The 12,215-nt window shown below is 68.4% G+C and carries 11 protein-coding genes and 1 other RNA gene; 6 read left to right on the top strand and 6 right to left on the bottom strand.

Annotated features, from left to right (window positions below; genetic code table 11):
• The first annotated feature begins 2 nt into the window (after window positions 1-2).
• Window positions 3-1,190 (top strand): MFS transporter, encoded by a 1,188-nt coding sequence (locus IAI54_RS06140; RefSeq protein WP_187971510.1) that lies wholly within the window; start codon window positions 3-5, stop codon window positions 1,188-1,190.
• 79 nt (window positions 1,191-1,269) lie between these two features.
• Window positions 1,270-1,767 (top strand): xanthine phosphoribosyltransferase, encoded by a 498-nt coding sequence (gpt, locus tag IAI54_RS06135; RefSeq protein WP_187971509.1) that lies wholly within the window; start codon window positions 1,270-1,272, stop codon window positions 1,765-1,767.
• A gap of 53 nt (window positions 1,768-1,820) precedes the next feature.
• Here gpt and IAI54_RS06130 read toward each other — a convergent pair whose 3' ends face one another.
• Window positions 1,821-2,129: a DUF2853 family protein gene (locus tag IAI54_RS06130; RefSeq protein ID WP_187971508.1), complete on the bottom strand. Its 309-nt coding sequence runs from the start codon at window positions 2,127-2,129 to the stop codon at window positions 1,821-1,823.
• A 159-nt stretch (window positions 2,130-2,288) separates the two neighbouring features.
• Between IAI54_RS06130 and ssrA the strand changes: the two genes are divergently transcribed.
• From ssrA to IAI54_RS06110, 4 genes are all read left to right on the top strand, one after another.
• Window positions 2,289-2,648: a transfer-messenger RNA gene (gene ssrA / locus IAI54_RS06125) on the top strand.
• A 275-nt stretch (window positions 2,649-2,923) separates the two neighbouring features.
• A complete protein-coding gene (locus tag IAI54_RS06120) occupies window positions 2,924-3,454 on the top strand; it encodes an SspB family protein (RefSeq protein ID WP_187971507.1) in 531 nt (176 codons plus the stop codon).
• Between the two features lie 12 nt (window positions 3,455-3,466).
• Complete coding sequence (locus IAI54_RS06115) at window positions 3,467-3,658, top strand: DUF4169 family protein (RefSeq protein WP_187971506.1); 192 nt, start codon at window positions 3,467-3,469, stop codon at window positions 3,656-3,658.
• The gene (locus tag IAI54_RS06110) at window positions 3,655-3,885 is read left to right on the top strand and encodes a ribbon-helix-helix domain-containing protein (protein WP_187973043.1); all 231 of its coding nucleotides are present in this window, start codon (window positions 3,655-3,657) and stop codon (window positions 3,883-3,885) included. Before IAI54_RS06115 ends, IAI54_RS06110 begins: the two co-directional genes overlap by 4 nt.
• Window positions 3,886-4,006: 121 nt before the next feature.
• Here the strand turns inward: IAI54_RS06110 and IAI54_RS06105 are convergent, their stop codons facing one another.
• From IAI54_RS06105 to IAI54_RS06085, 5 genes are all read right to left on the bottom strand, one after another.
• A complete protein-coding gene (locus tag IAI54_RS06105) occupies window positions 4,007-7,669 on the bottom strand; it encodes an AsmA family protein (protein WP_187971505.1) in 3,663 nt (1,220 codons plus the stop codon).
• Between the two features lie 164 nt (window positions 7,670-7,833).
• Window positions 7,834-7,983 (bottom strand): DUF2474 family protein, encoded by a 150-nt coding sequence (locus IAI54_RS06100; RefSeq protein WP_187971504.1) that lies wholly within the window; start codon window positions 7,981-7,983, stop codon window positions 7,834-7,836.
• Window positions 7,983-8,996, bottom strand: coding sequence for a cytochrome d ubiquinol oxidase subunit II (gene cydB / locus IAI54_RS06095; protein WP_210321266.1), 1,014 nt, complete (start codon window positions 8,994-8,996; stop codon window positions 7,983-7,985). Before cydB ends, IAI54_RS06100 begins: the two co-directional genes overlap by 1 nt.
• A gap of 17 nt (window positions 8,997-9,013) precedes the next feature.
• Window positions 9,014-10,462, bottom strand: coding sequence for a cytochrome ubiquinol oxidase subunit I (locus IAI54_RS06090; RefSeq protein ID WP_187971502.1), 1,449 nt, complete (start codon window positions 10,460-10,462; stop codon window positions 9,014-9,016).
• Window positions 10,463-10,737: 275 nt separating this feature from the next.
• Window positions 10,738-12,147 (bottom strand): FAD-binding oxidoreductase, encoded by a 1,410-nt coding sequence (locus IAI54_RS06085; protein WP_187971501.1) that lies wholly within the window; start codon window positions 12,145-12,147, stop codon window positions 10,738-10,740.
• Window positions 12,148-12,215: the final 68 nt, after the last annotated feature.

The raw sequence follows: 12,215 nt of genomic DNA, 5'->3' as shown, positions 1-12,215 counted from the left end.
CGATGGCCGGAATCACGGCGCTCGCCTTCGCCTATTTCCTTTCCCAGTTCTACCGGTCGTTCCTGGCGGTGCTGACGCCGGCGCTCGAAGCCGAGCTCGGCGCCACCAAGGCCGACTTCTCGCAGGCCTCCGGCGCCTGGTTCGTGGCCTTCGCGCTGATGCAGTTCGCCGTCGGCGTGTCGCTCGACCGTTTCGGTCCGCGCCGCACGGCGGCCGTGATGCTGGCGATCGGCGGCGGCGGCGGTGCGGCGGTCTTCGGGCTGGCGACCACGCCCGGCATGCTGGTCGTCGCCATGACGCTGATCGGGATCGGCTGCGCGCCGGTGCTGATGGCGTCGCTGTTCATCTTCGCCAAGACCTTCAAGGCCGCGCGCTTCGCGGTGGCGACCTCGTGGTTCGTGGCGCTCGGCTCGCTCGGCAACGTGTTCGGCGCGACGCCGCTCGCCGCCGCGGCCGAGAGCTTCGGCTGGCGGCCGGTGATCCTGGCCATCGCGGCACTGACGCTCGTGGTGGCGGTGGCGCTCATGGTCTTCGTGAAGGACCCGGAACGGTCGCCGGACGAGCCGGCCGCCGGCGTCGGTTTCGGCGGCTTCGGCGAGCTTCTGCGGCTCAGGGTGCTGTGGCCGATCATCCCGCTGACGGCGATCAACTATGCGCCTGCCGTCGGCATCCGCGGCCTGTGGGCCGGGCCCTATCTCACCGACGTCTTCGGCGCCGACGCGCTGTCGATCGGCAACGTGACGCTGTTCATGGCCTTCGCGATGGTGGCGGGCAGCTTCCTCTACGGTCCGCTCGACACGGTCTTCCGGACGCGCAAATGGGTCGCGGTCGCGGGCAACACGATCAGCGTCGCGGCGATCGGCGTGCTGGCGATGATGCCGCAGGCCTCGCTTGCGGCCGCCACGATCCTGCTGGTGCTGATCGGCGTGTCCGGATCGAGCTACGGCCTCCTGATGGCGCATGCCCGTGCCTTCGTGCCGGCGCACCTGATCGGCCGCGGCGTGACGCTGATGAACTTCTTCTCGATCGGCGGCGTCGGCGTCATGCAGTTCGCCACCGGCGCCGTGGTCACGCAGGCGACGGTACCGGGCGATCCGGTCGCAGCCTACCAGACGCTGTTCACCTTCTATGCCGTCGTGCTGGCCCTGTCGGTCCTCGTCTATCTGAAGGCCCGCGACGCGCGGCCGTGAGCGGCGGTAGGCAGCGGCTCTTGCGTTTCGGCACGGTTTGCGCTTAAGCCACGCATCCCTCCCAAGCGCGAGCCCTGCGATGTCTCTTCCCGAAAAGGCCTTTCCGGTGTCCTGGGACCAGTTCCACCGCGACGCGCGCGCGCTCGCCTGGCGGCTGGCGGGAGTAAACGGCAAGTGGAAGGCGATCGTGTGCATCACCCGCGGCGGCCTGGTGCCGGCCGCGATCATCTCGCGCGAGCTCGGCATCCGGGTCATCGAGACGGTCTCGATCGCCTCCTACCACGACTACACCTCGCAGGGCGAACTGGCGGTCCTCAAGCAGGTGACGCCGACGCTGCTCGAAAACGACGGCGAGAACGTGCTGATCGTCGACGACCTGACCGACACCGGCAAGACGGCCGCCATCGTGCGCGCCATGATGCCGAAGGCGCATTTCGCGACGGTCTACGCGAAGCCGAAAGGTCGGCCGCTGGTCGACACCTTCGTCACGGAGGTGTCGCAGGACACCTGGATCTATTTCCCCTGGGACATGGGCTTCACCTACCAGCGGCCGATCGCCGAAGACCACCAGGGCTGAAGCATGACCGGCGCAGGCGCCATGTACCGTTGCCGGCGCAAGCCGGCCGGGCGTCAGAGCGCGTCGAGGGTGCCGAGTTCCTTCGCCACCAGATAGTAGAAGGTGACGCGGCTCTTCGAGTTGTCGCCCTTCATCGCCGCACAGACAGCCTCGATGGCGGCCATTCCCGCGTCTTCGGCGACGCCGAACTTCTTGGCGCACCATTTCTCCTGCACCCGGGCGAGTTCCTTCGGATCGCTGCACGACACCATCGAGGAATCGCGGTTGCGCAGCGCGATGCCGAGATGCTTCACGATCTTCGCGACCTTCGCCTCGTCGGCGCCCGCGTCGTACTTCTTCACATCGGCAAGATAATCAGCCATGGACGTCTTCCCCCTGGTCTCGGACTGTTCATTCAACCCGCACGCGAATTGCGGTCCATGCCTGCCGGATGTTTCCTCCCGCCCTGCTCCGCGAGTATAGAGAACTCCCGCCACGCACGAACAACTTCCGCGCTGAATCTCGCCTTGTCAATGGCCGACGGTCTTCCAATCCGCGCCGCTCCTCCCTATATTCGTCCCGTCAGCTCGTCTGACTATGGCAATAAACGGCCGATGGAATAAGCCTTTCGGACCCGGGGGCGGTACCCGGCGCCTCCACCACATGCCGCACGACCCGCGAGGGCGGCATCTGATGGGGGCGAAATAGGATCGACGAGGGTGTAAAGATCGGACTTTTGCCCGGCATGGTACCACCGTCATCGGGCTAAACTTATAGTTGCCAACGACAACTATGCGGAAGCACGTCTCGCCGCGTAAGCAGCGCGACAGCTTCAATTCAAGTCCTAGCGGTTCGCACTTCTAGGCGGGGTTCGGAGGTACCTGGCAACAGAAACCTCCACTTCCCTTTCCACGGAGACTGCCGGAATCCGTAGCCGATCGCTCCAGGGGAGCCGTCGGTTCGTCGCCGGGCGCCGCCGCGGGGTTGCGGCACTCCTCCCGGGCATGCGCCGCCCGCCCGTGCGCCGGAGGCCGGTCGGCCCCCGCCCGATCCCCGGGCGGCGATTTTTGCCCCTGCGGAAACGGTCACGATCGTCTCATGGGCCCTTATTCGGTTTACGCGCGCGCCCGGCTTCATTACATCTACCCGGATCGAGACTCACTCCAGACGGAACCTCATGTCCGACGACCACATACGCTACGACATTCTCGCCCAGGAGGCCCTCCGCGGCGTCATGCGCAAGGTGCTGAGCGAAGTCGCGCGGACCGGGCTTCCCGGAAACCACCACTTCTTCATCACCTTCCTGACGGGTGCGCCCGGCGTGCGCGTGTCGACGCGTCTGCGCGAGCGCTATCCGGAGCAGATGACGATCGTGCTGCAGTACCAGTTCTGGGACCTGAAGGTATCGGAGACCGGTTTCGAGATCGGCCTCTCCTTCTCCGACATCCCGGAGAAGCTGGAAGTTCCCTTCGCAGCCGTGCGCGGCTTCTACGACCCATCGGTGAATTTCGAGCTCGAGTTCGACGTGAAGGCCGAACCCGCGGCGGCGGAGATCGCCGAGATCGAGGACGCCGCGCCCGTGCTGCCGACCCCGGCACGCCGGACCGAGAGGCTGAAACCGGAGCCTGCGGCCCCGACGGCCGACAGCGACGACGATGCCGCAAAGAGCGCGCAGGTCGTCTCGCTCGACGCCTTTCGCAAAAAATGAGCTGAGACGGCGATGGGCGAGGTCGTGAACCTGCGGCTTTTCCGCAAGCGCACCGCCCGCGCCGAAAAGGACCGCGTCGCCGCCGAGAACCGCGCGCTGCACGGACGCAGCAAGGCCGACCGCGAGGCGGACGCGGCGGAGCGCCAGCGGACCGCCGCGCTGCTCGACGGCCACCGACGCGACGAGCCCGACGGGTCGCGCTGACGGTGCAGATCAAGCGCTCGGTGACGATCCGCGGCCATCGCACCAGCTTCTCGCTCGAAAAGCCCTTCCTCGACGAACTGCAGGCGATGGCGCAGGCGCGCGGCATATCGCTCGCAGCGCTCGTCGGCGAAGTCGACGAAGCGCGGCCGCGCATGACCAACCTGTCGTCGGCGTTGCGCATCCACGTCCTCGCCCATGTCAAGGCGCTGGCCGCACGCACCGGCTGACGCGTCGCGACCGGCGACGTTCAGAGAGTGTGAATCCATCGGGAATGCGGAAGAATGCCCACCGGAATCCCCGAGATTTCCGGCCCAGGTCGCGCGCAACCGGGCCTTCTTTCACATCCTCTCAGGGCCGCTCCGGCAGGTCCTGGAGGATTCGGCCGATGGCGTCGAGGCTGAACTCGGGCGTGGCCGGAGCGGGACGCTGTGCCCGCGTGGGCAGCGGCGGCTCGAGCGGCTCGACCGTTTCCGTGTCGGGCTCGACCGGCGTCACGGCCGCCTGGCGCGCGCGTTCCTCCTCCTGCCTGATCCTTTCGCCCTCGCGCGCGGCCCGTTCGGCGGCTTCCAGACGCGTGCGGGCAGCGTCGTCGGCCAGGGCGGCGTAGTAGCGGACCTCCCGGCGCAGCCTCTGCCGCTCGAGGAGACCGGCCTGCATGGCCTCGACCCGCGCCTGCTCGCGTTCGAGGGCGCGCTGGGTCAGGTACTGGGTCAGCGGCGCGGTCTCGAAGCGCGCCGTCGTGCCGCCGAACGGCCCCTGCACGGTGATCCCCAGGGACGGTTCGGACCCGACCAGGGCGTCCGGCCCGGGATCGTAGTCGATGTCGCCGGACGCCTCGATTCCGCCCGTCGTCAGGTCCGCCTGCACCTCCAGCGACATCGTGGCGCCCTCGGTCTCCAGAAAGAAGGCCGGGGTGCGCAGCGATCCGGTCGCGACGGTGAACGGCACCTCCACGTCGCGGGCGGAGAAACGACCGGCGCCGGCAACCTCGCCTGCGAAGGCCGCGACCTTCGCGTCGTCGATATCGCGGCCAATCTCGTCGGCCTTGGCGAGAATGCCGCCCAATGCGCCCGGATCGATCCCCGGAAGCACCAGATCACGAAAGCGGGCGGTGCCGGACCCGGCGAGCGACGCGACCAGCGCCTCGACCGACTTGCCGCTCGCCGTCACCGAGGCGCTGACGTCGGCGCGGCCTGCCGCGTCGTCGGCACCGAGCACGGCGGCCGCATCGGCGCCCGCGACGGATATCTGCCCGGAGAAGAGGCCCGTGCCGCCATTGTTGGAGAGTTCAGCGAGAGCCTTCACGGTTCCGCCGAGCATCCGGCCGGTCAGGTTGGACACCCGAATGCCTTCACGGTCGAGGTCGACGGAGAGAGTGACGTCGTCCGCCAGGGGCCGCAGCGCGGCGTCGAGAGCATCGACGGAGAGCGCGAGTTCGGCGGTGAAGGGCAGGCGCAGCGTCTCGCTGAAGGGAGCGGACGGCCAGCCCTCGCCTTGCTCCTGCAGGGCCTCTTCTCCCAGAACCAGCGCCGCGGCATCGACGAGGTCGAGGCCGGCGAGCTTCAGGCCGCCCTCCACATGCGGCCGGCCGTCGGGCCATATCGCCGAGAGGTCGCCGGACAGCGCCATGCCGGCGACGGTGCCATCCAGACCGTCCAGTCGAAGCGTGTCGGTACCGGCCAAGACCGCCGCCTTCAGTTCCACGGGAAGGCCGATGCCCATGCCGGGCAGCATGGTCCCGGTCGTCATCAGCCATGGCTCGAGATCGGTGGCCGAGAGCCGCGCCGCGCCCTCGGCGAGGTAGGCCACGCCGTCCGGTTCCCCCGACCGGCGCAGCGTGCCGTCGAAGCGCGCCGTCGCGGCGGGTGCGGTGAAGGCGAGCGCGAGCGCGGCACCGTCGGCCGGAACGCCGGACAGCGAGAGCATCGTCGTGCCCTGCGGGGTGACCCCGAGATCGAAGGCGGGAAGACCATAGAGCGACAGCAGCTGCGCGCTGTCCTGCGCCTCCACGTTCAGTTCGACGGAGAGACGGGCCTTGCCGAGATCGTCCGTATAGCCGGCGGCACCTGCCTGCAGGTCGAAGACGTTCCCGCCGGTCCGGCCTTTCGCCGTCAGCGCCACGTCCGAGCCGTCGTTCTTGCGGGCGACCGACGCGACGACGTCGATCGTCGCGTCGCGGGTCATCTCCGGGAAGGCCCGGACGCGCCGCAGCAGGCCCTGCGCGACCGGATCGTCGGGAAAGCGCGCGGCAGCGAGCTCGACCAGCGGTCCGAGGTCGGCCGCCAGGACCGTCGCGTCGACCTTGCCCGAAGGATCGGCGCCGATGTCGGCGATGCTGGCCGTGGCGCTGATGTTGGCGCCGGCCAGCCCGCCGATCGCCAGACGGTCGATCTCGAGTTGATCCTCGCGCAGCCGCATGGCGACGTCGAGCGTGTCGGCGGTGAGACCGGCGACGCGAACGGGGCCCGCATCGAGGTCGAAATCGATGTCGTGGCCGCCGAAATGCGTCACGCCCGCATCGCTGACGAAGAGCGAGGCGAAGGCCGAAAGACCGTCGACGTCGAGGGCCCGGCCGCTCAGCCTGGCGATCAACGCCGGCCGCAGCGCTTCGCGCACGATGCGCTCGAGCGACCCTTCGAAGCGTGTTTCGCCGAGGACGAGTTCGACGTTGCGAAAGCTTTGCCGCAGTTCGCCCAGCGCCACGTCGGCCGAGAAACCGGCGCCCGGCAGGCGGCGGATGGCGTCGTCGACGTCGCGGGCGACCCAGGCGGCGAAGCCCGACGGCTGGGCGACGGCGAGGAGCAGCTTGCCCTCGAAACCGAATTCCTGCGTCAGATCGAGCCGACCGCTGGCCTCGAGCGTGGTTCGGCCGGGCAGCGTCGCCGACAGCCTGTCGACCGTCCATCCCGATGCCGCCGGCTCGGCCGACAGACGGACGTCGCGGATGGTGGTGTCGCCGGCCACGATGGCGGGGAGGTCGAGGTCGATGGTGCCGGGGATCGTCGGTCGCGGCAGGTCCTGGAGGAACGCCTTCAGGGCCGAGAAGCGTTGTGCGAAGGTGGCGCCGGAGAAGGCGGGAGCGGCGGCGGCGGCGTCCTCCAGGCGCACCTGCGCGCCCGTTGCCTGTACCAGGAAGCGCGGGTCGGCGCCGAGGTGGAAGAGCGCCGTTCCGTCGGCGGTGTAGGGATTGTCGCGGGGTCCGGTCTCGATGCGGAATTCCGGAACGTCCAGCCGGCGGTGGTCCAGCGCGAAACGGCCGGAAAAGCGATAGTCGGGAATGCCCGGTTTCGCCTCCGGCTCGGCGGCTGCCGGCACCGGCCCGGCGGCGTTGCGGGCGTTCAGCCTGAAGGTCCCCGCGTAGAGGCCCGCCGCCTCGTCGAAGCGCGCGAGACCATCCGTCTCCAGTTCGACCGGGTAGCGTTCGGGCGCGGCACGGAGCCGGATCCGCATGCCGCCCTCGGGCGTGACGGTGCCCGTCGAGACGGAGACGGCCGTGCGCATGCCGTCGAGCCGCAGCGAGCCTTCCATGCGCCAAGGCCCGGCCAGCGTCGTGGCCGACACGTCGGCGTTGATCTCGGTCAGCCTGTGCGTCCGGCCGCTGTTGGCATGGACCAGCGTGACCTTGCCCTCGGTCACGCGCACCTTCTCCAGCCGGATCTGCGACGGATCAAGCAGATTGGACGGGCGCGACGCCCAGTCGATCGAGCCGTCCGCATCGACGTTGAAGAAGGCTTCGGGCCGCACGAGCCGCATGTCGAAGATCAGGAGTTCGCCGCGCATGAAGGGCGCGAGCTCTGCGTCCATCGAGAACTCCTCGATGGTCATCGCGGCCCGGGCGGGATCGGCGCCGGCCACCCGCACGTCGCCGAAGGTCACCGACGGAAACGGCAGCAGGCGGGCGCGGACGTCGCCCTCGACCGTGACGGTTCGGCCGAGGATGCGGCTCGCCTCGCTCTCGAAGGCGGTCCGGTAGCCCGTCCAGTTGACGAAATACGGGCCGACCAGCGCCACGACGAGTGCCAGCAGAAGAAGGCCGCCGAAGAGGACGAAGAGACGTGCCAGTGTCTGGCTCCCCGCAGGACGTTGCGCGACGGTGTACGTGCGTCAGTCTATTCCTATCCCCATGGCCATAAAGTGGCGGCGGCACGAGGGCAACCTCCGCGCCCCGAGCTGCGTCAGCCGACCAGCCAGAAGCGGATGATCCAGGCGACGGCCCCGAGCGCGGCGATGCTCGCCAGCCAGATGCCCACGAACCAAGCGATCCGGATGCCCCAGGCGCGCGGCGTCGCCCGCCCGCCGGACCCCTGCCCTGCCTCCCGCCCCATCAGTGATAGCCCGCGTCGGGATCGATCTTGCCGCGGAAGATCCAGTAGGCATAGGCTGTATAACCCAGGATCAGCGGGATCAGCACCACGGCGCCGATGAGCATGAAGACCTGGCTCTTCTCGGGCGCGGCGGCATCCCAGATCGTCACTTCGACCGGCACCACGTAGGGCCACATGGCGATGCCGAGCCCGACGAAACAGAGCGCGAACAGCGCGATCGCCTGGAGAAAGGGCCGGTATTCGTGGCGGTGGACCGTCAGGCTCGTGAACATCCCCCAGGCGACGAGGAGGACGGCGGCGCCGACCCCGACCGCCAGCGCGAGACCCCAGCCGGTGAACCAGCGATTGTAGTAGCCGTCCTGCAGGAAGGGCGTCCACAGGCTGACGATGCCGATGAAGCCGAGCGTGGCGAGGCCGAAGGGCCAGGCGAGACGGCGCATGCGGTCCTGCAGGTCGCCCTCTGTCTTCATGACCAGCCAGGTCGCGCCGAGCAGGCAGTAGCCGGCCATGACCGCGATGCCGGTGACGATCGAGAAGGGCGTCAGCCAGTCGAACCAGCCGCCGGCATAGCTGCGCGCCGTCATGTCGACCTCGATGCCCTGCAGCAGCGCGCCGAGGGCCACGCCCTGCGCGAAAGAGGCCATGGCGGAGCCCGAGATGAACGCGAAGTCCCAGACACCGCGCCAGCGCTCGGTCCGCCAGCGGAATTCGAAGGCGACGCCGCGGAAGATCAGCGCCAGCAGCATGGCGATGATCGGCGCGTAGAGGGCCGGCAGAACCAGCGCATAGGCGAGCGGAAAGGCGGCGAACAGCCCTCCCCCGCCGAGGACGAGCCAGGTCTCGTTGCCGTCCCAGACCGGCGCGACGGAGTTCATCATGACGTCGCGGTCGCGCCTCTCGGGCGCGACCGCGAACAGCATGCCGAGCCCGAGGTCGAAGCCGTCGAGGACGACGTAGGCGAAGACCGCGAAGGCGATCAGGAAGGCCCAGACCACCGTCAGGTCGACGTTCACACCGAGACCGAGTTCCATCAGCGTGTCTCCTCCTCGATCTTCGGACCGTGCTCGGTCGGCGTGCCCTGCGCAGGTCCGGGCGCGATGCCGGCGGTGCGGATCGGGGCCCGCGTCTCCCAGTCGTCGGGGCCGCCGGTGAACGGCGCCTTGGCCATCAGCCGCAGCACGTAGAAGGTGCCGGCGCCGAAGACGATGAAGTAGACGACGACGAAGGCGATCAGCGAGGCGCCGACGGCGGACGCGTCGAGCGGGGCGGCCGAATCGGCCGTCCTGAGCAGGCCCCAGATCGTGTAGGGCTGGCGCCCCACCTCGGTGGTGACCCAGCCGGCCAGCACGGCGACCAGTCCGGACGGTCCCATCGCGACCGCGAAGCGGTGCAGCGGGCGGCTGGTGTAGAGCGTACCGCGCCAGCGGGCGAAGAGCGACCAGATGCCGACCGCGACCATCAGCAGGCCGAGCCCGACCATGATGCGGAAGGACCAGAAGACGATGGCGACCGGCGGCTGCTCGTCGTCGGGAATCGTGTCGAGGCCGGCCAGCGGCGCCGAGAGGCTGTGGCCGAGGATCAGGGACGACGCCCCGGGGATGCCGAAGGCATAGTCGAGCCGCTGCTCCGCGTCGTTGGGGATGCCGAAGAGGTAGAGCGGCGCCCAGCCTTCGGGGTGGCTTTCGTAATGGCCTTCCATCGCCATGACCTTCTGCGGCTGGTGCTCCATGGTGTTGAGGCCGTGGAGATCGCCGATGAAGACCTGGATCGGCGCGACGAAGGCGGCCATCCACATGGCCATGGAGAACATCCGCCGCGCGCCCGGATTGTCTCCCGCGGTGCGGCGCAGCAGGTGCCAGGCGCCGACGCCGCCAACGATGAAGGCGGTGGTCAGGTAGGCGGCGGTCACCGTGTGGGCGAGCCGGTAGGGGAAGGACGGATTGAAGATCGATTCCCAGAAGTTCGTGGGCAGGAACTGCCCCGTGACGGCGTCGATGGTGAAACCCGCCGGCGTGTGCATCCAGGAGTTCACCGACAGTATCCAGAAGGCCGAGAGCAGCGTTCCGACGGCGACGACGGCGGTCGCCACCATGTGCAGCGCGTTGCCCACGCGTTCGCGGCCGAAGAGCATGATGCCGAGGAAGCCGGCCTCGAGGAAGAAGGCCGACAGCACCTCGTATGCCATCGGCGCGCCGATGACCGGACCCGCCTTGTCGGAGAAGACGCTCCAATTGGTGCCGAACTGGTAGCTCATGACGATGCCGGACACGACGCCCATGGCGAAGACCAGCGCGAAGATCTTCTTCCAGTAGTCGAACAGGACCCGGTAGACCTGGCCGTAGCCCGCGAGCCACAGCCCGTTCAGGACCGCCAGATAGCTGGCGAGCCCGATGGAGAAAGCCGGGAAGAGGAAATGGAACGAGACCGTGAAGGCGAACTGGATACGGGCCAGGAGAACCGCGTCGGCATGATCGAACATCGGGATCGTGAGCCTCGCAGGCGCGAGGCCTCCTCTTTCGCGTCAGACTCCTATGTATCCGTCTCACGCCGCAGGACAACCGACCTGCGCTGCGTCACATGGACTGCGCCGTCGCAACGAAGCGTCCCGCGGCAGCTCTTGGCGCCGCGCGAAATGCGGGAAATGCGGGCACGAAATACGGGGACAGTTTACTTAATTCGGATCGCGGACAGCTTCATGACGCACGGTCTTCTGACCGAATTGAGTAAACTGTCCCCGCATTTCCCGCATTCTGGTCAGAGGCTGAAGATCTTGCCCGGGTTCATGATGTTGAGCGGGTCGAGCGAGCGCTTGATCGCGCGCATGACGTCGACGCCGGCACCGAGTTCCTTCTCCAGGAAACCCATCTTGCCCTGGCCGATGCCGTGCTCGCCGGTGCAGGTGCCGTCCATGGCGAGCGCGCGCGCGTTCAGCCGCGCGATGAAGGCTTCGAGTTTTTCGATGTCACGCGGGTCATTGGCGTCGATCAACGGCGAGACGTGAAAGTTGCCGTCGCCGACATGGCCGACGATCGGCGCGACGAGGCCCGACTCGGCGATGTCCCGCTCGGTCTCGACGATGCATTCCGCGAGCCGCGAGATCGGCACGCAGACGTCGGTCGCCACCGCCTGGTAGCCGGGACGCAGCGCCTTGACGGCGTGGTAGGCATTGTGCCGCGCGCTCCACAGCCGCGTCCGCTCCTCCGCCTCGCGGGTCCACAGGAACGGACCGCCTCCGAGCTCGGTCGCGATCTCGCCGAACAGTTCGGACTGCTCCGCCACGCCGGCATCGGTGCCGTGGAATTCGAGGAACAGGCAGGGGCTCTCGGGATAGGAGAGCTTTGCGTAGGCGTTGATCGCCTGCATCTGCAACTGGTTGACGAGTTCGATCCGCGCCACCGGGATGCCCATCTGGATGGTGGCGATGACGGCGTTGCAGGCCGCCTCGACGCTCGGGAACGGGCAGACGCCGCCCGCGATCGCCTGGGGGATGCCCTGCAGCCGCAGCGTCAGCGAGGTGATGATGCCGAGCGTTCCCTCCGAGCCGACGATCAGCCGAGTCAGGTCGTAGCCGGCCGAGGTTTTTCGCGCGCGCGTGGCCGTCGTGACCGCGCGGCCGTCGGCCATCACCGCCGTCAGGGCGAGCACGTTGTCGCGCATGGTGCCGTAGCGCACCGCATTGGTGCCCGAGGCCCGCGTCGAGGCCATGCCGCCGAGGCTCGCATTGGCGCCGGGATCGATCGGGAAGAACAGGCCGGTGTCGCGCAGGTGCGTGTTCAGCGCCTCGCGGGTGACGCCCGGTTCGATCACACAGTCGAGGTCTTCGGCATTGACGGCGAGGATCCGGTTCATGCCCGCCAGGTCGATGGAGATGCCTCCGGCCGGTGCGTTCACCTGGCCTTCCAGCGACGTGCCGGTGCCGAACGGAACGACGGGCACGCGATGTTCGGCGCAGACGCGCACGACGTCCTGGACGTCCTCGGTGCTCCTGGCGAAGACCACGGCATCCGGAACCTGCGACGGCAGATAGGTCGTGGTGTGCGCGTGCTGTTCGCGTATCGACCGGCCGGTCACCAGGCTTTCGCCGAAACGCTGCTTCAGGATGCCGAGAACGGTCGCGATCCCGCTCTCGTTGCGGTCCATGCGCAAGAGATCAGCCAGTGCCATCCGATGCTCCTCCCCCGCAGGCTTGTGATCGGCGCCCGCTTGCTTCATCTGTTGGCGCCGAGCGGTGC

The sequence above is a fragment of the Aquibium microcysteis genome (assembly GCF_014495845.1).
Classification (GTDB): domain Bacteria; phylum Pseudomonadota; class Alphaproteobacteria; order Rhizobiales; family Rhizobiaceae; genus Aquibium; species Aquibium microcysteis.
The sequence above is the reverse complement of the archived record's forward strand: the minus strand, read 5'-3'. Positions and strand labels throughout refer to the sequence as shown.

Coding starts and splice junctions, on each gene's coding strand:
- IAI54_RS06115 (WP_187971506.1), top strand. CDS start 3,467: ATGGGCGAGGTCGTGAACCTGCGGCTTTTCCGCAAGCGCACCGCCCGC.
- IAI54_RS06130 (WP_187971508.1), bottom strand. CDS start 2,129: ATGGCTGATTATCTTGCCGATGTGAAGAAGTACGACGCGGGCGCCGAC.
- IAI54_RS06120 (WP_187971507.1), top strand. CDS start 2,924: ATGTCCGACGACCACATACGCTACGACATTCTCGCCCAGGAGGCCCTC.
- IAI54_RS06090 (WP_187971502.1), bottom strand. CDS start 10,462: ATGTTCGATCATGCCGACGCGGTTCTCCTGGCCCGTATCCAGTTCGCC.
- IAI54_RS06100 (WP_187971504.1), bottom strand. CDS start 7,983: ATGGGGCGGGAGGCAGGGCAGGGGTCCGGCGGGCGGGCGACGCCGCGC.
- gpt (WP_187971509.1), top strand. CDS start 1,270: ATGTCTCTTCCCGAAAAGGCCTTTCCGGTGTCCTGGGACCAGTTCCAC.
- IAI54_RS06085 (WP_187971501.1), bottom strand. CDS start 12,147: ATGGCACTGGCTGATCTCTTGCGCATGGACCGCAACGAGAGCGGGATC.
- IAI54_RS06140 (WP_187971510.1), top strand. CDS start 3: ATGGCCGGAATCACGGCGCTCGCCTTCGCCTATTTCCTTTCCCAGTTC.